This window comes from Pantoea sp. GM01 (assembly GCF_000282675.1).
Lineage (GTDB): Bacteria > Pseudomonadota > Gammaproteobacteria > Enterobacterales > Enterobacteriaceae > Pantoea > Pantoea nemavictus.
The window spans coordinates 32,943-56,473 of sequence record NZ_AKIU01000037.1 but is presented as its reverse complement, the minus strand read 5'-3'; the positions used below and the strand labels follow the sequence as shown (position 1 = coordinate 56,473).

Sequence of the window (23,531 nt, the reverse complement as noted above, 5' to 3'; positions counted from 1 at the left end):
ATAACAACCCGCAAATCCGCAGTATTCACCTGCTGATGGCGCTGTCTGAGCAGCCGTCGCTGGTACGCTGCGAAGGTCTGTGGCCGCTGCTGAGCCTGCGCATGAGCCAGCTTGAGCGTTTACAGCCGATGCTGGAAGCGCAGTCCGATGAGCGTGCGGAAGCGGAACAGCTGGAGATGCCCGTCAGCAGCCTCGAACAAACCGCGGCACGTGAAACCGAAACCCCAACCACCGAAGCCCTTGTCCGCTTCACCCGCGACGTCACCGCTGACGCGCGCAGCGGCAAAATCGACCCGGTTTTTGGCCGCGACAACGAAATCCGCCAGATGGTCGATATCCTGTCGCGTCGCCGCAAAAACAACCCGATTCTGGTCGGCGAGCCGGGCGTGGGTAAAACCGCGCTGGTCGAAGGCCTGGCGCTGCGCATTGTTGAAGGTAACGTGCCGGACAGCCTCAAGCCGGTCAGCGTGCATACGCTGGATCTCGGCATGCTGCAGGCGGGCGCGGGCGTGAAGGGCGAATTCGAGCAGCGCCTGAAAAACATCATCACCGAAGTGCAGGCCGCGCCACATCCGGTCCTGCTGTTTATCGACGAGGCGCACACCATCATCGGCGCGGGCAACCAAGCGGGCGGCGCGGACGCGTCCAACCTGCTGAAGCCGGCGCTGGCGCGCGGCGAGCTGCGTACCATCGCGGCCACCACCTGGAGCGAGTACAAACAGTATTTCGAGAAAGACGCCGCGCTGGAGCGCCGCTTCCAGATGGTGAAAGTCGACGAGCCGGATGACCATACCGCCTGCCTGATGCTGCGCGGCCTGAAATCCCGCTACGCCGAACACCACGGCGTGCACATCACCGATGCGGCGGTGCGCGCCGCCGTCACGCTGTCGCGTCGCTATCTCACCGGCCGCCAGCTGCCGGACAAGGCGGTTGACCTGCTCGACACTGCCGCCGCGCGTGTGCGCATGAGCCAGGACACGGTGCCAGAAGCCATCACACGACTCAGAGCAAAACTCGACGCGCTCAATATTGAGCAGCGCGCCATCCTCGACGATGAAGCGCTCGGCGGCGCCATTCCGCAGGAGCGACTGGCCGACATCGCGACGCAGATTGCGTTCACTGATGAAGAGCTGGAGGCGCTGGAGCAGCGCTACGGCATTGTGCAGTCGCTGATGCAGCAGCTGCTGGAAGGGCGCAAAGACGCCAGCCAGCGCAGCGCCATCGCACAGCTCCAGACCGACCTCGACGCGCTGCAGCCCGGCGAGCCGCTGCTCACCGCCGACGTCGACGCGCGCATCGTGGCGGGCGTGATTGCCGACTGGACCGGCGTACCGCTCTCTTCATTAATGAAGGACGAGCAGGCGGAGCTGCTGACGCTGGAAACCCAGCTCGCCACGCGTGTGGTCGGTCAGGACGCCGCGCTCAGCGCCATCGCCCAGCGCCTGCGCGCTTCGAAAACCGGACTCACTTCGGAAAACGGCCCGCAGGGCGTGTTCCTGCTGGTCGGCACCAGCGGCACCGGCAAAACCGAAACCGCGCTGGCGCTGGCCGATTTGCTGTACGGCGGCGAGAAGTCGTTAATTACCATCAACCTTAGCGAATATCAGGAAGCGCACACCGTTTCCCAACTCAAAGGCTCGCCGCCGGGCTACGTCGGCTACGGGCAGGGCGGCATTCTTACCGAAGCGGTGCGCAAGCGCCCGTACAGCGTGGTGCTGCTTGACGAAGTGGAAAAAGCGCACCGCGACGTCATCAACCTGTTTTATCAGGTGTTTGACCGTGGCTTTATGCGCGACGGCGAAGGGCGCGAAATCGACTTCCGCAACACGGTAATCCTGATGACCTCGAACCTCGGCAGCGATGCTCTGATGCAGCTGCTTGATGAAGCACCGGACGCCGCCGAATCCGACCTGCAGGAGTGCCTGCGCCCGATACTGCGCGACCACTTCCAGCCCGCGCTGCTGGCGCGCTTCCAGACGGTGATTTACCGTCCGCTGGCGCGCGACGCAATGCGCATCATCGTGGAAATGAAGCTGAAGCAGGTCAGCCAGCGGCTGCAACGCCATTACGGCATCCGCACCACCATCGGCGAAGGTCTGTACGACATGCTCACCGACGCCTGCCTGCTGCCGGACACCGGCGCGCGCAACGTCGACAGTTTGCTCAATCAGCAGATTCTGCCGGTGCTAAGCCAGATGATTTTGCAGCACCACGCCAGCGGCACCTTAAGCAACAGCCTGACGCTGGATACCAGTGAAGAAGGCGATGTGACCTTTACGTTCTGAGTTAACGACGGTTTTCTGTACGCGGCAATAAAAGGATTTCACCATGACAGAGACGGCCATTATCACCTTCAGCCACAGCCATCATCTGCTGAAGATCACCGACAGCACATCACCGCTGGACGTGCTCAGCTTCGAAGGCGCAGAAGCGCTGAGCGCGCCGTTCAGCTGGAACATCATTTTCACCAGCACTGACAAGCACATCAGCCGCGAAGCGATGCTGCGGAAACCGGCGTCGCTGACGCTGCTGCCATCCTCGCAGAGCCTTAGCGAGCGGCTGCACAAAGCCGGTCCGCTGCGCGTGGTGCAGGGCGTGGTAACCGGCTTTGATGCGCTCGGGGTCTCGGCGGACGAAGCGCGCTACGCCATCACGCTGCAGCCGCGGCTGGCGCTGCTTTCCCGCACCCGTCAGAACGCCATCTGGCAGGACATGTCGGTGCCGCAGATTGCCGAAGCCATCCTGCGCGAGCGCCACGGCATGCGCGGGCAGGACTTTGTATTTAACCTCAGCCGCGACTACCCGAAGCGCGAGCAGGTGATGCAGTTTGACGAGGACGACCTGCGCTTCATCTCGCGCCTGCTGGCGGAGGTCGGCATCTGGTTCCGCTTCACCACCGACACGCGCCTCAACATCGACGTGGTGGAGTTTTACGACGGCCCGCAAGGCTACGTGACCGGCCTGACGCTGCCCGCCGTGCCGCCGTCCGGCCTGCACGACAGCGGCGTAGAATCGGTGTGGGCGATGGAGAGCCGCTTCCGGGTGGTGGAGAAAACCGTTAGCACCCGCGACTACAACTACCGCGACGCCAGCGCCGACATGAACGCGCAGGCCGACGTCACCGGCGGCGACGACACCACCTACGGCGAGGCCTATCACTGGGCGGATAACTATCTGCAGGCGGGCGAGGTTTACAGCGCAACGCCTGCAACCGAAAGCGGCGCGTTCTACGCCCGGCTGCGCCACGAGCGCTACCTCAACCGGCAGACGCAGCTGAGCGCCAAATCCAGTTGTGCCTCGCTGATGCCGGGTGTGGTGGTGCGCGCCAGCGGCAGCAACGCGGCGGAGATGTTTCGCAGCGGCGTGGTTATCACCTCGCTTGTCTGCCGCGCGGCGCGCGACAGCAGCATGGAAACCGCGTTTCACGGCATCCCGGCGGAAGGCCGCTACGGCTACCGTCCGGAACCCGCGCCGCGCCCGGTGATGGCGGGCACGCTACCGGCGCGCATCACCAGCACCACCACCAACGACACCTACGGGCACATTGACCGCGACGGACGCTATCGCGTCAATATGCTGTTTGACCGCGCGGGCTGGGAAAGCGGGCATGAAAGCCTGTGGGTGCGCCAGGCGCGCCCGTTCGCCGGCGACACCTATGGCCTGCACCTGCCGCTGCTGGCCGGCACCGAGGTGGCGATTGGCTTCGAGCACGGCAACCCGGACCGCCCGTACATCGCCGGGGTGCTGCACGACTCATCGCGCGCCGACCACGTCACCATCCGCAACTACAAGCGCAACGTGCTGCGCACGCCAGCCAACAACAAGCTGCGCCTCGATGACACGCGCGGCCAGGAGCACATCAAGCTCAGCACCGAGTACGGCGGCAAGAGTCAGCTGAATCTCGGACATCTGGTGGACGGTGAGCGCCAGCCGCGCGGCGAAGGTTTTGAGCTGCGCACTGACAGCTGGGGCGCCATCCGCGCCAGCAAAGGGCTGTTTATCAGCGCCGACGGGCAGACGGCGGCGCAGGGAAATGCGCTGGATATGGGGGCGGCGCTGAGCCAGCTGCGACTGGCCCTGAACCAGGCCGAAGCGCTGAGTAGTGCGGTTGAAACAGCGAAAGCCGAAATAGCCGATATCCAGGCTCAGAAGATGCTGCTGCAGCAAACGCTTACCGATTTGAAACGATCTGCGTTGTTACTCTCTGCTCCGGAGGGCATTGCACAAAGCACGCCAAAAAGTGTGCAGCTATCAGCGGGTGAGAATGTTATCAGCACCAGCGGCAAACATACTGATTTCAGTGCATTGAAAAGATTTACCGTAGCGGCCGGGGAAAGAATGAGTTTATTCGCCCAAAAGCTGGGTATCAAAATTTTTGCCAGCAAAGGAAAGGTAGAGATACAAGCGCAGGGGGATGAAATGACGCTGGATGCGCTGAAAGATATTCGCATCAGCAGTAGCGAAGGCAAGCTGGTTATCAGCGCGAAGCAGGAAATTATTCTCACCAGCGGAGGCGGTTATATCCGTATTGCTGATGGTGTCGTGGAATGCGCGGCACCGGACAAAATCATCCAGCGGGCGGCGGTGTGGCAGAAGTTCGGCGGGCAGAGTATGAGCCAGGCGGCACAGAGTTGGGAGAGCAGCGAATTTGAAATAGGACCTGAAGTACGGTGGCCCTATTCTGATAAAGCTGTAGCGGGTCAGAAAATCAGCCTGACGCACAGCGATGGTACCGTGCAGGAGTTAATGACCTCTGCATCCGGTCGTGGGGAAAAGCAAAACCTGGTTGACCCTGCATCATTGCAGATAAACCTGAAGGATGAGGACTAACAAATGATTGAAGCCACTGAAAGCAATAGTGTCCTGCTAGGCTACGACAAGTTTGGTCACCCCCTCTATAAGGTCATTGCCACGCCGAAAGACAAGGAGCAGTGGCTCAAACTTTATAAGATGCCGGACAGAGTCATCCCGGTTGTGTTTTTACCGGGGGTGATGGGCAGTAATTTAATGAACCCCGATGACGGTAATCCGGTCTGGACCGTCAATGGTAATGCAAGCATGTTACCCTGGATTGGAAGGGGGCCAGCGAAAAGGAAAAAATTACTGGATCCTACCAAAACCGTGGTTGATCCCAGCGGGAAAATCGAGACTGAAAGTCTGGAAGAGCGCTTGTTATTTAAATCTCGCCGGGAAAGAGGCTGGGGAGAAGTGGGGGCGATGAGCTACGGCACTTTCCTCCCCTGGCTCCAGGAAGCGCTGAACGATAACCAGACAATGTTAAAAAATAAGACCAGTAAAAATGGTAGCCTGACCTTGCGTGAGAGGCTGCTGGATAAAGCATTGGGAGCCGAGATGGGGGAGAGTAACCTGACCTCTGAGGAAGTGGCACTAAGCTATCAGTACCTCTTTCCGGTCCATGCAGTGGGCTATAACTGGCTACAGTCGAATGTGGATTCAGCTAAAATGCTGGCCAAGCGTATTGAAAAGATTATTGGCGATTACAAAGCTAGCGGACGCAAATGCGAGAAGGTAATTCTGGTGACCCATTCAATGGGGGGGCTCGTCGCCCGTTATTATTCGGAACTGCTGGAAGGCGATTACGGACAGAATAATATACTGGGTATCGTGCACGGGGTGATGCCAGATCGTGGCGCCCCGATGGCCTATAAACGGATGAAAGCGGGGGAGGAAGGAATACCAGGTTTAGTAATTGGCAGTAATGGCGCTGAAATGACCTCTGTGCTGGCACAATCGCCGGGCCCTCTACAGCTCTTGCCTGGCAAGGGATACGGTATGGGCTGGTTTCACGTTGAGGGCTTTAAGCTGCCTTTGCCTCAGACAGACCCTTATACGGAAATCTACACTCAGAGGTCGGCGTGGTGGGGGTTGTGCGAGGAACGCTTTATTAATCCAGAAAATAAAGATATGGATAAAATTCAACTGGAGAAGGACTGGCAATTATATGTGGATATTATTGATAATAAAGTTAGAAAGTTTATAGAAGGACTTAATGGACGCTACCATGAAAGTACCTATGCTTTTTATGGAAATGACGGCGTGAAATATCCCTCTTATGCAGAACTGCACTGGAAGGACGCAAGTGGAAAACATACCCCGGAAGCCTACCGCTCGCAGGTCAGCGAACAGGGGGAAATATTCTACCCTGCGGGAAAATTAAACCAGACCATCCGCTATGCAACGCTGGAAATACCCGATCAAGGTTATGTTACACGTAAATATAAATTATCGACCCCAGCGGACGATGGCGACGGTACGGTACCGGTCAGAGCGGCAGTGATCAATTCTCCGAAGTTAAAAGCTCAGCTCGGTGTGGGCGTTGACCATGAGGGGGCATATAAATCGGACAACACCATGAATGCGCGCTGGTTTACTCTTCGCTCAATTATCAGAATTGCACAACAGGTGAAAAACACAGGGCTTGCGTACCATGAATAATATAAAAAAAAAAATAATAATCGTCGCCGCTTTAATCGTCGTGGGATATGGGTTGTATCAATATTTTCGCCCTTATAACCCGTCACCGCAAACACTAACAGCATCACAGCAGGTAGATATGAATAAGATAAACGCTGAAATGAAACCTTACTGCGTCGGGCGCTATATGCTCGATCTGCCATCCTCCTTTGAGGCCTATAGTGAAACAGCATCTCTGGATAACAATATTTGGGCAGCGGTTATTTCCCGGCCGGAGGATTCGTATAAAACCTATCTGGCGACAAAGAAAATGTATCATCCGGGTTTTGTGCAGTTAATCGCATTACGTGAAAAGGCTCTGCGAGAAAGCAAAACGATTGACGCTCAGGATATGCCCTTTTTAAAAAAAGTCTGGTTGTTACCGGATAGTATGGATGGTGTAATTTTTGAAAGGAATGAAAACGAAAGTGTTGCGGACGCAATGCGCATGCTGGAAGGCTATTTATATACTAATGGCGTAGTTATTAAATTTCAAAAGCAGACCATAAATGATTCGAGCTCTATATATAATGAGCAACGAAGGGGGCGACCAGCCAGAAACTATGTCGCAAGTGATGTCAGCCAGATGCAATTGCTGATGGCGAGGATCAGCGGCAGGGATAATGACGTCATTCCGACGAAGCCAGGGTCCTGTATCACCCATGCGTTTATTGCCTCCGACCCAATAGCAATGGAACGGGAGGATATTAACATAGGACTCATCAGTAATACTTTCGACAATATACGCATTGCGGTTTCGAATGATAACTTTACGCGAGAAGAAAATACCGTGCTGGAAAGAATGGGAGAAATAAAAAGTAATATTTCCCGTTCACGGGGAGGAATAGAAAGAAAAGGGGCATTTAGTGTAAACGGGCTGCAGGTGCAGGAGTTCCTGGCAACAGGCTTGCAAGAAGACAACGATGAACCACGATATCATTTTGAGATGTATATCAATGAAATGACGGCCAGTTATAAGACCCCGGGTTTTATGCTTACCCTGGATAATCAGCGCATGTCGCCAACTTCCTTCAGCAAAGAGGAAATTATCGCATTATGGGACACGATAAGCCGTAGCGTACGTGTGCGCCCGGGAGCGTTCTGACTGGTGAAAAGAATGGCAGTTATTTGCATCATCTGTTCATAAATTTCAAACCAGCGAAATCAAAAGCGTTCTGGCAACCCACGTTGACCATTAGGGAGCCTATGACGTCAGCAGCCTGAAGGATATACAGTACAGGCCTGCCCTGCAGTTTACCCTCAGGGCGATTGTGAAAATGGTTCAGGAGATCCCGGGCCCATGAAGACTGTTCGGCAGCTTACAGCGTTATCTCTTATAGCGGGCAGTATGTTGTTAATTACCCCGGCTACGGCATCCACGCCAGTGCAGAAGGGAAGTCCAGTAATAAATACTTTGTTTGCGCAAACCAAACCGCAGTGTATCGGGCGTTATGTGATTGATGTTCCTGCGTCGTTTAACAATAAGCTTCACGATATGATTTTTATCGATGACTTTAAAATTGAAAGCAAACCTCTCTATCCACCCGCATTTAAACAGCGGGTGCAGTTAAGAGAGCAAACGCTACGCGATGCCATTAATAAGCCTGAAAATGAGTCTGTAAACGCACCATTTATAAAAGAGAAAATTATCCTTCCTGGTGGTAGAGGGGTTATTTTCGACAGGAATATTTCAGGGGAAGATGATCTCGGAAGAGTTTTGGAGGCACATGTATTTGTCAATATGACAGCTTTTATTATCACAGCGGAAATACTTGATCTATCCAGTACTAAATATATAGAAAGGAAAAAAACATATATTAAGGCTGGTTTTACCGAAGATCAAATGAATGAGAAACCAGCCAAGCTGGCTGCCCTGCAGTCCCTGATATCCCGGTTAAGCGGCAGAAAAGATGAGGATATTCCGTCGGCTAAAGGCGTGTGCATTCCGAACGGATTTATCCGGGATGATAGTGGTCAGCATATTGAAAAAATTACATTTAGTTATGAAAATGATGACTTAATTCTAGGCGTGTATACAAATAATAAATACCCCGGTTCTAATGACACACTTTTTAATCGTACTGCAGAAATCGAAAAAACACTCAAAATAACTGATCAGCATACCATTAAAAAATATGCACTTTCACCGGGTGGAGTACCAGCCCAGGCATGGTTATCCGGTGGTCCGCAAACTGTGGATAATAATGTCAATCCTCTTTATGAGTTTGACCTGTATGCCAACGAGGCCGATGCTGCGCCAGCGAAACCATGGTTAACCATGGGAATAAACAATTTTGATAAAAAAACGCGCTATAGCGAAGCGCAGATGATTGAAATCTGGGACAGACTGGTCAATTCCCTGCGCTATAAATAGCCTTTAGTGAATTTGGTAATGCTTTCCATGAACTTCCATAACATTTTAAAATAAAGGTAGCGCTATGAGCGTCGGCTATTTTTTAAGAGTTGGTGATAGCACCACGTGCGGTGGGAAGATCCTTACCGGTGATCCTACGTTTCAATGGTATGGCGTTTCTGCTGCCAGAGAAGGGGACATGGTTAACTGTGGTAAGCATCCGGGAACTTATAAAATCCTGGGCGGAGTAGCAGATATATTCGATGGAGGCCAGGTTCTGGCGGGGTCACTTGACAGTTTTAGTTCCTGCCCGTGCCACGCAAAATTTATCCCGGGTATTCCGGATAGTTACGCTAAGGGGGATGTGGCAGGATTGGAAGAAGCAATTTCTGATGTTAAAGAGGCTAAATATGCAATGGATAATTTATGGATAAGTTTTGCTTTGCCAAAAACAGAAAATTATGCAGGTATTAATTATCGTTTAACAATGGATGATGGCAGCGTGCATAAAGGAATTTTCGATGAAAATAATAAAGTATACATTCCTTCTATTTCTGCCAGGTCCTGTATTTCCGTTGAAATTGAAAGCCCGAGTGATGACAACAGCATTGGAGAAAGTATGACCAGCCAACTATTAAAGAATATAATGGGGTGATTAATGGATTATATGATCATTAAAGGTCTGTATGAGGCAGGGCAAGAGCATAAGTTAGAGACCCCGGTGTTGGATAATGCAATTGCTGCTCTTGAGGGTGCAGCTATCAAGTTTTCTACTGATGCTATTAACGATGCTAATATCAGAACCAGTTACACATCAAATATTAAAAGAGTTACATCAGAAGTAAAAGAAATGGTTAAGGCTAAAAAAATAACGGTGAAAGAAGCTTCTGAATTTTGCTACGAGATGAGAAATAAAATTCTGGAGGAGCATAGAAAATACACCTCCTCAACAGGCTTGTCATTTGCAGAAAAACATAAAAAAACGCCACCAAAATTAGATGATCTATACGATAAGTATGCGTTTAAAAAATTCGAACGCTCCTTCAAGGAGTTAACTGAGCAGCAGAAAAGCTCTATTCATTATGAAATCATTGAGTCATCATCGCGAGACAACCCTAGATTCACTACATCAAACAAAAGACTAAAAGTAATGGGAAAGGTTGGTATTTTAATTACAGCATCACTGGCAACCTATGAAATATTAAATGCGGAAAACAAACCTAAAGAAGCGATAAGGCAGGGTATGCAAGTTGGCGGCGGTGTCGCGGGTGGATGGTTAGCAGGCCTCACAGTGTCGTCACTTTGCGGCCCAGGGGCTCCGGTCTGTGCCATTGCGCTAGTATTATTAGGTAGCGCTGCGGGCGGTATCGCTGGCTCGGTAGTCGCTGACAGTCTGGATGAGGAAATCGAGGAGTTTACAACGTGGAAGATCAACTAGTTTACTTCGATTTATGTGGCGCACTATCAGATATATTTGTCGATAACGAAGTTGACTTAAAATATATTTCATCAATAGCAAAAAAATTCCCTGTCGCTACAGTTGAAGAAATTTTTTTTGAATGGGTTGCCCCTGTTTGTTACACCAACCTCCTGACGCCAGCACCTTCTATATGGAGCGGATTTGATAAAAAATCGTTATGGATTGATATTTGTGAATATAAAAGTAAAAAAGGCTTTGCCGCAAAATGCAAACATAAGATGCTTGTGTCTATTCTTAAGATAGCCTACAAAAAAGAATGGCTAAGCCTGAAATATGAAATTCTACAGCGATAGCCATAAAATATAAGTTATCTTATTATTTAATTTATCCTGTTACCAAGCATCGTAACGCCAACGTAATCAGGAGTATTATTCATGGCTATTTTAACCTCTCCTCTTGATTTTAAATAAAACATACAGGTGTCGAGTTTTACTATGGCGTGGCCTATACCTGATATTCCTGAAAAAAAACCGCTTCCAGCACCAAAGTATTGGCTCTGGATAATGGTATTGATATTGATGTTAATTGCAGGTGCTATTTCCAGCTTATGGGTCTGGAATATGGCAACTTACGCGGATGTTTTATTTTATGGAACCCTGCCTGCATTATCGCTTTGGTTATGTTTATACGGGGTAATGCTTAATCGTTATGAACAGTCCATCGTAGCCAACCGGGCCTGGGATTTCGAAACAGAACGAACCAAAGACGAATGGCGGAGCTGGAGTCGACAACAGCTTGCCGTGATTGGCAATGTGTTATTTTCTCCGGAAGAAAAAGGGATGGAGGCTCTATTGGGTGAGTTGGAAAAAGTTCCGGCGTTTCCTAAGAAAGCTCGCCCTTTATTCAACTCACCACATAGTTTTCCAACATTAATGAAAGAAATAGACCGAAAACTGGAACAGCAGTATCCGGGCTATCGTCATCTTCTCTACTCTATTTATGTTTATCAACCGGCAAACAGAGTTGATAAAGAACGCGATGAATTGATTTTTCAACAATGGGATCTCATACCCAATTCAATCCATTCCATGAAAATCGTAGATTCTTTCTATGATGTTAAGATCTCTGATGGGCTAATATTAATTCTTTGTCTCCAGGACTGGCCCGCTCGAAGCGTCGGGTCGTCGAGTGAGTTTATTTCTGCTCAGCTTATCACTTCACCTGATTTTGTGCGCCAGCATTCACTACCTGTTATCGCCGGCATAACTCGGATGATGCCGCTGGAAGCCGGGAAGCTTATTAATGAGTTAGATATGTTATTTGAATATATACAACCTGATAAGGAGAATCTGGAATACGTTTGGTTGTTGGGGGCGGCTGAAAAAACAGCCTCAGAAATTATGCAGTACGCAACTCACCAACAGTGGCTTCTGCCTGAAAAAAGGCCGCTGCATTCTATCGATCTCTCCTTTGGACCACCTGGAGAGATGGCTTTACCACTGTCTTTAGCCATGATGGCTGAAGCCGCCAATATAACGGTCAAAGATCAGCTGCTGGTTAATCAGACGCCGCTGCAAACAGGGATACTTTGCTTGATTACCAGGGAGCTTTACGCATGATCGAACAAAAAATATTACCCAATGCACGTTATGGATCATGGGGATATTTCCTACTGGTTATTGGTCTGGCAGGGATAAGTGCTTTTGTTCTTTTTATCAATCAGGACAGTTTAAATAGCATCGGGATATCAACTCAGAGAATCTGGACAATTTGGGGGGGCTTTTTTGCCGTCTTACTACTTGGCCTGATTGGTTCACCTGTCTGGTGGCGATGGAAGCAGAAAAGAAGTCAGGTAGTCTATAAGCCGCAGGTGCCTGGCGAGAATATCGGGCCGATCTCCGTTGAGGGTAGAGATAGGGTCCAATCTTTTTCTGGCCTTAAAAAACATCTCCGCCGCCGCCACAACTTCTTCTGGCGTCACAAAGTTCGCCTGCTACTGGTCACTGGCGACGAAGCCGCAATTGAGCAACTGATTCCCGGCCTGCAACAGCAGCAGTGGCTTGAAGGCAACCTTACTGTTCTGATTTACGGCGGCAGCCTGACCGCTGAACCCGACAAGGGAAAATACACCGCGCTGCGTAAACTGCGCCATGGACGCCCACTGGACGGTATTGTTCGCATCATGCCTCAGTTTTTTAACCTGACACCGCAAGTCAGCGACAACGATTTGCGCGGGCTGGAAAAAATCAGTGAACTGCTGCGCTATTCCGCGCCGGTCTGGCTGTGGCAGCTGTGCGACAGCAAGTGGCCACAAGACGGGCGTACAGAGCAGGCAGTAGGGGCAAGCTTTCCACCTCGCGCAAAAGAAGACGATATTATCCATCAGCTTGAGCAGCTGTTGCCGGTCCTGCGAGCGCAGGGTGTCAGTCAGGTCACTGAGAAAAACGGCCATGATTTTCTGCTGCGTCTGGGCCAGCACCTTAAAGTTGGCGGTATTGCCCGCTGGGCTCAGCAACTGGCGCCATGGCTCTATGCTTCCCAACAACGCATTTTTCTACGGGGCCTGATGTTCAGCCTGCCGGAAGCAAAGCCTGCGCTGGACAGCGTGCATCCTCATGCATTATCCGATAGCGCGCTCTGGCAGAGTATCGCGTTAGACCGCGCCAGAGGTCGTCGCACCGGGTTGCCGTGGGAACAGACGCTGGCCTGGTCGCTGATGAGCCTGATGCTGCTCGCTGGTGCAGGCATGCTGGCCTCCTCATTGTTCAACCGTCATCAGATTGTCAGTGCGGCGGAGAAAGCCCAGGTACTGGTGAATTCAACGAAGGTTGACGATGCGCAGCTGATTGCGCTGCACGGCCTGCGTAACGATCTCGGTCAGCAGCAGCACTGGCTGGAGCACGGCGCGCCCTGGTATCAGCGCTTCGGCATTAATCACACGCAGCAGCTGCATGATGCGCTGCTGCCGTGGTACGGCGTCGCGGCGCAGCGGATGATCCACGAACCGGCGCGCATCGCATTGGAAGAGAAGCTGACTTATCTGGCTGGTTTACCTGCCGCCAGCCCGCAGCGCGCCACGCTGGCGCAGCCGGGTTATAAGCAGTTAAAGGCCTGGCTGATGATGGCGCGCCCGGAGCGTGCCGAACCGGCGTTTTATGCGCAGACCATGGCGACCGTTCAGCCGGAATATCCTGGCATTTCCACGTCGTTGTGGCAGACGCTGGCCCCGAATTTGTGGGCATTCTATGCCGCGTCGTTGCCGTCGCAGCCGGGCTGGCGCATCAAACCTGATGCGTCGCTGCTGAGTCAGGCGCGTCAGGTACTGCTGCTGCAGACCGGCCAGCGCAACGCCGAGATGACGCTGTATCAAAACGTTCTGCGCGACGTGCGCCGCAACTATACCGATTTGACGCTGGAAGACATGACGCCGGGCACAGATATGCGCCGGCTGTTCAGCAGCGAGGACAAAGTGCCTGGCGTGTTTACACGCCAGGCGTGGGAAGGCGGCGTGCGCCAGGAGATTGAGAAAGCGGCCAGCACCCGGCGCGATGAAATCGACTGGGTGCTCAGTGACACCCGCAGCGCCGTGCCGCAGGAAATTTCCCCCGAGGCGCTGAAGGCGCGGTTAACTGAGCGCTATTTCAGTGACTTTGCCGCCAGCTGGCTCAACGTCCTTAACGGCATCCGGCTTAACCCAGCCCAGAACATTGCCGACGTCACGGACCAGCTGACGCTGATGAGCGACGTGCGGCAGTCGCCGCTGATTGCGCTGATGAACACGCTGGCATGGCAGGGGCAGACCGGGCAGCAGCGCGAGGCGCTGTCCGACACGCTGATCAATTCAGCCAAAGATCTGATTGGCCAGAAAGATAAGCCAGTGATCAGCCAGAAAGCCACCGGCCCCGAAGGCCCGCTGGATGTGACCTTCGGCCCGCTGTTGGCGCTCACCGGCAAAAACAGCGGTTCGCAGCTGATGGCCGCCGACAGCAGCCTGACGTTGCAAACCTATTTAACCCGCATCACCCGCGTGCGCCTGCGTCTGCAGCAGGTTGCCGCCGCACCGGATCCGCAGGAGATGCTGCAAACCCTGGCGCAGACGGTTTTCCAGGGCAAGAGCGTTGATCTCACCGATACCCAGCAGTACGGCAGCCTGATGGCGGCGAGCCTCGGCGAAGAGTGGAGTGGATTCGGGCAGACGATGTTTGTGCAGCCGCTGACGCAGGCGTGGGAAACCATCCTGCAGCCGTCGGCGGTGAGCCTGAACGCGCAGTGGCAGCGCGCCATCGTGGAAAACTGGCGCACTGCGTTTGATGGGCGCTATCCATTTGCCGCCGGGCAAAGCGACGCGTCACTGCCGATGCTGGCGGAGTTTATCCGCCGCGACGCCGGACGTATCGACAGCTTTCTCAGCAGCCGTCTCGGTGGCGTGTTGCAAAAAGAGGGCAGCAGCTGGGTACCGGATGCGGCGCACAGCCAGGGATTGACCTTCAATCCTGCTTTCCTCAAGGCGGTAAATCAGCTGCGCGAGCTGTCCGATATTCTGTTTACCGACGGCACGCAGGGCATCAGCTTTGAATTGCAGGGCCGCGCTGCGCCGGAGGTGATTGAAACCCAGCTAATGCTGGATGGTCAGCCGCTGCGGTATTTCAACCAGATGGCGACGTGGCAGGCGATGCGCTGGCCGGGCGACAGCCTGAAGCCGGGTACGCTGCTGACCTGGACCGGTGTGAAAAGCAGCGCGCAGATTTACGGCGATTATCCCGGCACCTGGGGCTTTATCCGCTGGCTGGAGCAGGCGAAACGTGAGCGCCTCGATCGCAGCCGCTGGTTGCTAAGTTTCACCACGCCGGATAAACGCACCCTGACGTGGGTGCTGCGTACCCAGATGCGCGACGGTCCGCTGGCGCTGCTACGTTTGCGTGGTTTTACGCTGCCGACAGAAATTTTCAGCGTGGATGCGGCGAGTGCTTCAGAAGCGATGGCCCCGCGTGAAACAAGCACGGATGACTTCACCACCAATATGGACGGAGCATAATAATGACCGCGATGACCGAACTGGTGCACGCCTGCGGCGTGGATGAGTCTACGCTGAGAACCGATGCACAACAGCGCCGCAGCGACTGGGCGCGCTGGCTTGAACCAATCAGTCAAGCGTTGCCCGCCGGAGACGATCCGGCTTACGACGATCAGTTTATGCAGATCCGCGAAGAGGTGAACAAGCTTTCCGGGTTTGATACTGACACCATTGCGCGCCTGGCTGAATCGCTGCTGACAACCGTGAGCAAGGACATCCGGGTTATCACTTTTTACGCCTGGGCACGCCTGCATCAGGACGGTGAGCAGGGGCTGGCGGAAGGACTGGAACTGCTGGCCGCCGCGTTGCATCAGTTTGGTGGAAAGCTTCATCCGCAGCGCAGCCGCAGCCGTCAGGGCGCGCTGGCCTGGCTCGGCAGCGCCAGAATGCTCGACAGCCTGACGCTGTGGCCGGAAGCTGATATCGCACGGGTTTGTCGTATCAGCGGCGCGTTGCTGCTGATTGAAGATGCTCTGGACGAAGACGAGCGTAACGGACTTCAGCCGCTGTTGCGTGCGCTGGAGCTGCGGCTGGCGCAGAACGGCGGAGCCAGCGCCATGGTGCCGCTTAACAGCCCGGCGCATGCGGACGTGGATGATTCAGCTCTTGCCGCACTCGCGCCGGTCAACTCCGGTGAAACGCTGAAGGCGCAGGCAAAAGTGCTGGCAAACTACCTGCGCGAGCAGCCCGGCGGCTGGCTTTCGGCACATCATCTGATGAAAAGCGTGCGCTGGGATACCATCCTCAATCTTCCCGCGCTCGGACCCGGCGGCAATACGCGTTTGCCCCCGCCGAAACCCGATCATCGTGCGCACCTCAAGCGCCTGTATCTGCAGCAAAGCTGGACGGAGCTGCTGGAACTGACCGACTCGCTGTTTGCGCAGGCCATCAATCACGTGTGGTTCGATCTGCAGTGGTACGCCTGTGAAGCGCTGAATCGTCAGGACAAGGGCGCGGCGCTGGCGAACATTGTGCAGCAGGATTTGCATGGGCTTTTATTAAGGCTGCCGGGACTGGAAACGCTCTCGTATTCAGACGGCACGCCGTTTGCCGATGAGGTGACCCGCAGCTGGATCGCGCAGAAAGTGATGGGCGATGTGCGCTTAACAGAGAGCGACGCGCCGTTTGCCGGGCCGGGCAACGACATTCTGTCGCTGGAAAGTGAAGCGGCGGAAAAAGCGGAAGCGGAAAGCGTCGAAGCCGCACTCGCCTGGCTGCAAATGCGTCCGGGCACCAGCAATACGAAAGATCAGTGGCTGCTGCGCCTGCTTATGGCGCGCGTGTGCGAGCAGTTTGGTAAGAGCGAAATGGCACTGCATCTGCTGCATGAACTCAATCAAAATGCTGGAGCACTGACGCTTTCGCAGTGGGAACCAACCTTATTATTCGAAGTGCGAGCCCGACGACTGAAGTTGCTGCGTGCCAGAGCAGCGCGTAGCGAAAGGGAACGCACGCGCATTCAACCGGAAATGGACGCGCTGTTGTCCGGCCTTATCACGCTTGACCCGGTCAGGGCCGCCATCCTCTGCAGCTGACATCCGCCTTTCAACTTTCTGCCGCCTGATTCACTCCGCCGGCACATTACTTAGTGAATACCATGGACGACTTAACCCTGCGTTATTACGACGCTGAAATGCGCTACCTGCAGGAAGCGGGCGAAGAGTTCGCTCGTGCCCACCCTGAACAGGCAGCAATGCTCAATCTCGACAAAGCCGGCGCCCGCGATCCCTACGTTGAACGGCTGTTCGAAGGCTTTGCCTTTATGATCGGTCGACTGCGGGAAAAGCTCGACGATGACCTGCCTGAGCTCACCGAAGGGCTGGTGAGCTTGCTGTGGCCGCACTATCTGCGCACCATTCCGTCGATGTCGGTGGTGGAATTCACGCCCGACTGGCGTGAGATGAAGGAGCCGATGCGCCTGGCGCGCGGCTTTGAAGTGATTTCACGTCCGGTGGGTGAAAAAGGCACGCGCTGTCGCTACACCACCACGCGTGAGGTGCAGGTGCTGCCGCTGGCGCTGGAGTCGGCAAAGTTAAACACCGATGCCGCCGGCCGCTCGGTGATCCGCCTGCGCTTTAATGGCGGCGCGCTGGCCGACTGGAGCCGCATCGATGTCAGCCACATTCCGCTCTATCTCAATGCCGATGCGCCGCTGGCCTGCGCACTGCACGAAGCATTGACGCTTAACGTCACCAGCATCGCACTGCGTTTGCCAGGCGAAACCGACAACCGCCGCTTCGACGGGCACTTCAGCGCGCAGGGCTTCAGCGAGGAGGATCGGCTGTGGCCGGGCGATGAGGGCAGCTTCAGCGGCTATCAGCTGCTGCTGGAATACTTCACCTTCCGCGAGAAGTTTATGGCGGTGAACCTGCGCGGGCTTGAGCAGGTGGCGCTGCCCGCCTCTCTGCCGTGGTTTGAACTCGATGTGGTGCTGGCCCAGCGCTGGGAGCATGATTTCCAGTTCAGCGAAAAACATCTGCGCCTCAACGCCGTGCCGGTGATTAATCTGTTCGCGATGGAATCCGATCCGCTGATGATCAACGGATTACAGACCGAATATATGCTACGCCCGATGCGCGTGCAGGACGGACATACTGAAATTTACTCGGTGGATTCAGTGATTTCATCGAAAGGTCTGCCGTACGTACCGTTCAGCAGCTTCCGCCACAAAGGCGGCATGCTGCGTCACGAAGCGCCGGAACATTACTATCACACGCGCGTGCGGCGCGGCCCGTCCGGGCTGCATGAAACCTGGATGATCCTCGGTGGCGAAGCCTTTGATAATCACAGCCTGCCGGAGAACGAAAGCCTGTCGGTGAGCGTCACCGGCACCAACGGCCAGCTGCCGCGCCGTGCGTTGCAGAGCACGTTGCTGGATACCGCCGTAAGTAGCACCGACGTGGCGATGCAGGTGCGCAACCTGTGCGCACCGACGCTGCCGTGCTATCCGCCCAATCGTGATCGTTTTCACTGGCGCGTGCTGAGCCATCTCGGTTCCAGCTTCCTGTGGATGATGGATAACGCCGAGGTACTGCGCGGCACGCTGGCGCTGTATGACTGGACGCACAGTGAAATGAACTGCCGTCGTCTGGAGGCGATTCTGCACGTTTGCCACAAAGAGACCGAACGCTTTGAGCAGGGTTATCTGCTGCGCGGCGTGCAGATTGAAATCACCCTCGACAGCAGCGGCTTTGCCGGCAGCGGCGATATCTGCCTGTTTGGCGAAATGCTCAGCCGCTTCTTCGCGTTGTATACCGATATCCACCTGTTTAACCGTCTGATTTTAATCCTGCAGCCAACCGGAGAGCGCCTCGAATGGGAAGAGAAGCACAATCGCCGCATCTCCGGCTGACGCCACGGCTGGAGCAGGAGCTAACACGGCTGAACTTTTACCGCTTCTGTCAGCTGATAGAGCAGCAACACAAAGATAAGCCGCCGCTGGGCAGCACTAATAAACCGGAAAACGACGCGGTGCGGCTGCTGCCGCATCCCGGCATGGGTTTTCCGGCTGGCGAGCTGAAAGCGGTTGAATACCCTGAAACCGATGCCGCCGCGCCGCCGGTGGTACGCACCACGTTTTTGGGTTTATACGGCGTGGATTCGCCGCTGCCCGGCAGCTATATCGATGACATCACCCAGCGCGATGAAGGGCATGAAGCGCTGCAGGGATTTTTGGATATTTTCAATCATCGCATCCTGACGCAGTTTTATCGCATCTGGCGCAAATACTCGTATCCGGCAACTTTTGAAGCGGGCGGCAGCGATAAGACCTCGCAGTCGCTGCTCGGGCTGGTGGGGCTGGGTATTCCGGGCACCGGCAGGCATATCGCCACGCCGGTTTCGCGCTTTCTGGCGCTACTCGGCGTCATGCGCCAGCCGGGCAGAACGGAAGAGGGCATTCGCGCGCTGGTGCGTTTACTGGCGCCTGGCACCTCGGTTCGCGTGCAGCCGCACTGTTTGCGTCCGGTGCCGGTAAGCCATCCGCTGAAATGCGAGTTCGTACTCGACGGCAATGCGCCGCTCGGCGATGAAGCGATGGATGCTAACAGCCAGCTACTGATTGAACTGCAGACCGCCTGCCCGGATGAGGCTCATCGCTGGCTGCCGGATGGCCAGCTGTATCAGGACTTTCTGGTGATGCTGCGCGTCTATCTTGGCTGGCGCTATCGCGCGCGCATCCGGCTGTGTCTTGATACCCAACTGCTGGCCCCGCCGGAACTGGGCGATGCGCCGTTCTGGCTCGGCATGACCGGCGTGCTCGGCGCGGACAAGGGGTGCAGCGACATCCCCCAAACCTTTACCACTGAACTGGGCTGCTATGCAGGCATGAGCCCGGTCAAACCCTGCGAGGAGCAGCGACGTGTCAGTTACCACTTTGATTAACATGATAATGTGCAGCGCACTGTTGCTGCTTGGCGGCTGCGGTTTGCAGCAGAAAGTCACTGATGGATCCGTCGCGGCGTTTGACGCGATTTTCTACAAGCAGATTAAAACCCTGCACCTTGATTTCAGCGCGCGCGCAAGCCTCAACAGCGACAGCCGCGAGCATAATCCGCTGTCGCAGCCGGTGATGGTGCGCGTGTTCCAGCTTAGCGAGCGCAAGGCGTTCGACGGCGCGGTATATCAGCAACTGACCGGCGATGCGGCGGACGTGCTCAAGTCAGAACTCCTCGCCGATCGCGACGTGGTGCTAACCCCGGGCGGCGACGTGTCGCTGAATATACCGATGGGAAAAGAAGCAAAATTTGTCGCGGTAGTCGCACTGTTCCAGCAGCCGGATATGACGAAAAACAGCTGGCGGCTGGTGCTGGAGCGCAACGATTTGGCTCCGGATAAAGCACGCGTGATTGAGTTAAGCAGCAACAGCCTGCGCCTGATCAGCGAGGTAAAACCATGAGTGGCGGCAATCATCAACCTTCGCTGTATGAGCTGCTGAAAGGCAGCTTTTCTGGTGGTCTTGAGCTGGATCGCGTGAAGGAGCAGGATCAGGTGATCCTTTCCGTGCTCGATAATATGCAGCGCATCCTCAATACCCGCGCCGGATCGCTGTCGCATCTCCCCGATTACGGCCTGCCCGACATGACGCGCATCCTGCAGGGCATGCCCGGCACCGCGCATCAACTGCTGTATACGCTCTCTGCGGTGCTGCTGAAATATGAGCCGCGCCTGAAGCGTCTTGACGTGGTGTTACTGGAACAGAGCATGCCCGGCGAGCTGCGTTATGCCATTGATGCCGAACTTAAAGAGATCGGGCTGGTTCGCTTCGGCACCGAGTTTATGCCGGAAGGCCGCATGATGATCCGCCATATGAAACAGCAGCACTATCTGGATGCCCGTGCACCCCTTTGAGCCAGCACCGAATACAGCAATGACTTCATCTCAACCTCACTATCTAACGACCGGCGTAGAGCCCTGCTCATGGCATCCAGCCTGGATTGCCGTAATGCTGAAATCTTACCTTTACCATCCATAGCAAGATCCACTGATAATTATGGTCAATCCAGGTAGACTTCTGAAAACCATAGTAATCCAGGGAAAGTCATTGAATCCCTATACGGCGCGGGTTACAACGTTTGACTTAACTCGTTAAGAGCTGACCTCCTCGCTATGCGCAATGGAGGTTTTTTTGACTGCAGAGCGATGGAAATTTATGCCTCACACTTACCGACCATGGATGAAAAGGTATTGGCTGGTCTGGCTGTTGTTAACGTTGATCACCTTGATCGCACTGTTCGCCGATCAAATTTTGCAGCAACAGCGCGCGGGCGAAGCGCATTTTAACCAACAGTTTAATCGACTCGCGGCCTATCAAACGCAGAATGAAACGCTGTTGCCGTTACTGACCGGTGACGAAGATCTTGCCTTGTTACAGTCGAAATTTCCGCAGCTGGTTTTGATCGAACACACGGTGAATCGTGCGTTAACAGCGCCGCGTTTTGAAGAGGTCAGCGGCGGTCAATACTGGCTTTACAATCCCTATCGTCAGATACGCATGCTGGTGGATTTGCATTTTGCGCTGCAAACCTCGGACGTGGCGCTGGCGCTGGCCTTTCATATTCATGCGCCAACGGCGATTCAGACGCCAAACTATGATGCAAATGCCCGCTGGCAATGGCAGCGACCGTTCATCAATCACTATCAACCGTTTTTACTCAAAGGCAGCGCTAATCCTGATCTGCGCGCGCTGCATGCACTGCCGTTTATGTTGGCGCTGCTATTGTGGCTGGTGATCGGCGGACTCGGCTGGTGGCTGCTGCGCCACTGGCGCCAGCACATAGAGATGCGTTTGCGTGCCGACTATTTTCAGCGCACGCGTCGCGAAGCCTTGGGCGAGTTCACCGCGGGCATTATCCATGAAATTAACCAGCCGCTGACCGCGATCAACACCTGGCTGCACAGCAGCCAACTGCTGCTGAAACAGGGCAAACACGAGAATCTGCCGCAAGCGCTCAATGCTATGAGTCTGCAAACCGAGCGCCTTGCAGGATTGCTGCAACGTTTTCGCGACATCGTCAGTGAACGTCCGGTGGCAATGACTGCCGTTAACCCCGAAGCGGTATGGCGGCGCGTGACGCTCCTGCTGCAGCAGGAGCTGGATGATGGTGATGTGGCGTTGCGCCAGCAGTTTCAGCATGGTCAGGCGAAGGTGCTCAGCGATCCCCAGTGGCTGGAGCAGGTGTTTCATAACCTGCTGCAAAACGCGATTCATATGCAGCAGGGACGCCCGGATGCGTGGGTGAACATTGCATCGGAACAGGTTCCGCAAGGTATCAAAATCATCATCAGCGATAACGGCCCGGGTTTCTCTGCGGAAGGATTAGCGCAGGCCTGTATGCCGTTTTATAGCTCGCGCGCCAACAGCATGGGATTAGGCATGACGCTGGTCGAGAGTTTGATGTTACGTATGAATGGCCAGCTTAGGCTGGGGAATCGCGCTGAGGGCGGCGCGGAAATTACCTTAATTTTCCAACTGGCGGAGTAAAGGAATGGGCGCGAAGGTTTGGTTAGTGGACGATGATTTATCGGTACGGGAATCGCTCGGTTTTCTGCTGAAAACACTGGAATACGACGTGGCAGATTTTGCTGATTTGGCCTCGTTTGAAGCGGCCACTCAAGCGCTGGAGCCGCTGCGCGGCTGTTTGCTGTTGGATGTGCGCATGCCGGGCATTAGCGGTCTGAGCTGGCTGGCGGAGCAGGGCGATCGTCATCCGCTGCTGCCGGTGATCATTATGACTGGCCACGGCACCATTGAAGCCTGCCGTCGCGCGTTTCGTCAGGGCGCGTTTGAGTTTTTCACCAAGCCGCTGGATATTGAACCGCTGCTGGAAACCATTCACCAGGCGATAAACGAAAGTGAGCAGCGCGCGCAACGTTGGCAATCGCAACAGGGTTTGCAGGCGCGGTTTGCGCTGCTCTCCGCGCGCGAAAGTGAAGTGATGCAGTTGATGATTGCCGGGCAAACCAGCAAAGAGATCGCGCGGGATTTATCGCTGTCGCCGCGCACCGTTGAAGCGCACCGGGCTGCGGTGTTTGCCAAGCTGGAGCTGAGTAATCTCGCCCAGCTGATTCACGCCTGGCAGCAGCTGAACCAGGTATAACTACCAGGCCGAACGCGTAATCGCCCGAATATTTTTTTCCCGCTCTGCACCCTAAAGTGTCACTCATCAACTACTCAGGAGTGACCCATGAACATTCGCCTTTCTCTGATTGCCGCTGCGGCGGCCTTTGTTTCCTTCGGTAGCCACGCGGCATTAACCGAATCCAACCTTTCGCTGGTTGATGCACAGAAGCTGGCAAGCGCCGCGATTCAGTCGTGCGCAGCGAAAAACTATAACGTTACCGTGACCGTCGTGGATCGCGCTGGTCTGGTTAAAGCCGTGCAGCGCATGGATAACGCCGGTCCGCATACCGTCGAAGCCAGTCAGATGAAAGCTTACACCGCGCTGAGCACCAAAAATCCAAGCGGTAAAGTGATGGAAGCGGCGCAGAACAATGCCGGTGCGCAGAATATGCGTGATATTCCAGGCTTCCTGCTGCTGGCTGGCGGTGTGCCAGTGAAAAGCGGCGATCAGGTGATTGGCGCGATTGGTATCGGCGGTGCGCCGGGCGGTAATCTGGATGAAGCCTGTGCGATGGATGCGCTGAAAGCGATTCAGTAATCGTTTTGCGTAAGGTGCGCATGAATGCGCACCTGGTCGCCATCAACGACG

General features: G+C 54.7%; 18 protein-coding genes and 1 pseudogene. All 19 read left to right on the top strand.

The window, feature by feature from the left end:
* Positions 1-2,285, top strand: a 2,285-nt coding sequence (tssH, locus tag PMI17_RS12060; protein ID WP_007889832.1) for a type VI secretion system ATPase TssH, incomplete at its 5' end; no start/stop codon positions are given.
* Between the two features lie 43 nt (positions 2,286-2,328).
* A complete protein-coding gene (locus tag PMI17_RS12055; RefSeq protein ID WP_007889829.1) occupies positions 2,329-4,830 on the top strand; it encodes a type VI secretion system Vgr family protein in 2,502 nt (833 codons plus the stop codon).
* A 3-nt stretch (positions 4,831-4,833) separates the two neighbouring features.
* Entirely contained in the window at positions 4,834-6,456 is a 1,623-nt protein-coding gene (locus PMI17_RS12050; protein WP_007889828.1) for a hypothetical protein, read from the top strand.
* Positions 6,449-7,579, top strand: coding sequence for a T6SS immunity protein Tli4 family protein (locus tag PMI17_RS12045; RefSeq protein ID WP_036621014.1), 1,131 nt, complete (start codon positions 6,449-6,451; stop codon positions 7,577-7,579). Before PMI17_RS12050 ends, PMI17_RS12045 begins: the two co-directional genes overlap by 8 nt.
* Positions 7,580-7,634: 55 nt before the next feature.
* A pseudogene (locus PMI17_RS25720) lies at positions 7,635-7,778 on the top strand (acetyltransferase); the annotation flags it as partial.
* Positions 7,775-8,848, top strand: a complete 1,074-nt coding sequence (locus tag PMI17_RS12040) for a T6SS immunity protein Tli4 family protein (protein ID WP_007889818.1) — start codon at positions 7,775-7,777, stop codon at positions 8,846-8,848. The pseudogene PMI17_RS25720 and the gene PMI17_RS12040, both read left to right, overlap by 4 nt.
* Before the next feature lie 64 nt (positions 8,849-8,912).
* Positions 8,913-9,482, top strand: coding sequence for a PAAR domain-containing protein (locus PMI17_RS25715; protein ID WP_007889816.1), 570 nt, complete (start codon positions 8,913-8,915; stop codon positions 9,480-9,482).
* Between the two features lie 3 nt (positions 9,483-9,485).
* Complete coding sequence (locus PMI17_RS12030) at positions 9,486-10,265, top strand: hypothetical protein (protein WP_036621010.1); 780 nt, start codon at positions 9,486-9,488, stop codon at positions 10,263-10,265.
* Positions 10,250-10,600 carry a hypothetical protein gene (locus tag PMI17_RS12025; RefSeq protein ID WP_007889806.1) on the top strand — a complete coding sequence of 117 codons (351 nt, stop codon included), beginning with the start codon at positions 10,250-10,252 and terminating at the stop codon, positions 10,598-10,600. The genes PMI17_RS12030 and PMI17_RS12025 overlap by 16 nt, the downstream gene beginning before the upstream one ends.
* Positions 10,601-10,741: 141 nt before the next feature.
* Entirely contained in the window at positions 10,742-11,866 is a 1,125-nt protein-coding gene (locus tag PMI17_RS12020) for a hypothetical protein (protein WP_007889804.1), read from the top strand.
* The gene (locus tag PMI17_RS12015) at positions 11,863-15,282 is read left to right on the top strand and encodes an ImcF-related family protein (protein WP_007889802.1); all 3,420 of its coding nucleotides are present in this window, start codon (positions 11,863-11,865) and stop codon (positions 15,280-15,282) included. The genes PMI17_RS12020 and PMI17_RS12015 overlap by 4 nt, the downstream gene beginning before the upstream one ends.
* 2 nt (positions 15,283-15,284) lie before the next feature.
* On the top strand, positions 15,285-16,856 hold the full coding sequence (gene tssA, locus PMI17_RS12010; RefSeq protein WP_007889796.1) for a type VI secretion system protein TssA: 1,572 nt from the start codon (positions 15,285-15,287) through the stop codon (positions 16,854-16,856).
* A 62-nt stretch (positions 16,857-16,918) separates the two neighbouring features.
* Positions 16,919-18,673 carry a type VI secretion system baseplate subunit TssF gene (gene tssF, locus PMI17_RS12005; protein WP_007889795.1) on the top strand — a complete coding sequence of 585 codons (1,755 nt, stop codon included), beginning with the start codon at positions 16,919-16,921 and terminating at the stop codon, positions 18,671-18,673.
* Positions 18,637-19,704, top strand: a complete 1,068-nt coding sequence (gene tssG, locus PMI17_RS12000) for a type VI secretion system baseplate subunit TssG (protein WP_007889794.1) — start codon at positions 18,637-18,639, stop codon at positions 19,702-19,704. Before tssF ends, tssG begins: the two co-directional genes overlap by 37 nt.
* Positions 19,682-20,218, top strand: coding sequence for a type VI secretion system lipoprotein TssJ (gene tssJ, locus PMI17_RS11995; protein ID WP_007889793.1), 537 nt, complete (start codon positions 19,682-19,684; stop codon positions 20,216-20,218). Before tssG ends, tssJ begins: the two co-directional genes overlap by 23 nt.
* Complete coding sequence (gene tssE, locus PMI17_RS11990; RefSeq protein ID WP_007889791.1) at positions 20,215-20,670, top strand: type VI secretion system baseplate subunit TssE; 456 nt, start codon at positions 20,215-20,217, stop codon at positions 20,668-20,670. The genes tssJ and tssE overlap by 4 nt, the downstream gene beginning before the upstream one ends.
* A 325-nt stretch (positions 20,671-20,995) precedes the next feature.
* Complete coding sequence (locus tag PMI17_RS11985; protein ID WP_238541541.1) at positions 20,996-22,303, top strand: sensor histidine kinase; 1,308 nt, start codon at positions 20,996-20,998, stop codon at positions 22,301-22,303.
* Between the two features lie 4 nt (positions 22,304-22,307).
* Positions 22,308-22,919, top strand: coding sequence for a response regulator transcription factor (locus PMI17_RS11980; protein WP_007889789.1), 612 nt, complete (start codon positions 22,308-22,310; stop codon positions 22,917-22,919).
* 87 nt (positions 22,920-23,006) lie between these two features.
* Positions 23,007-23,480, top strand: coding sequence for a heme-binding protein (locus PMI17_RS11975; protein WP_007889788.1), 474 nt, complete (start codon positions 23,007-23,009; stop codon positions 23,478-23,480).
* Positions 23,481-23,531: the final 51 nt, after the last annotated feature.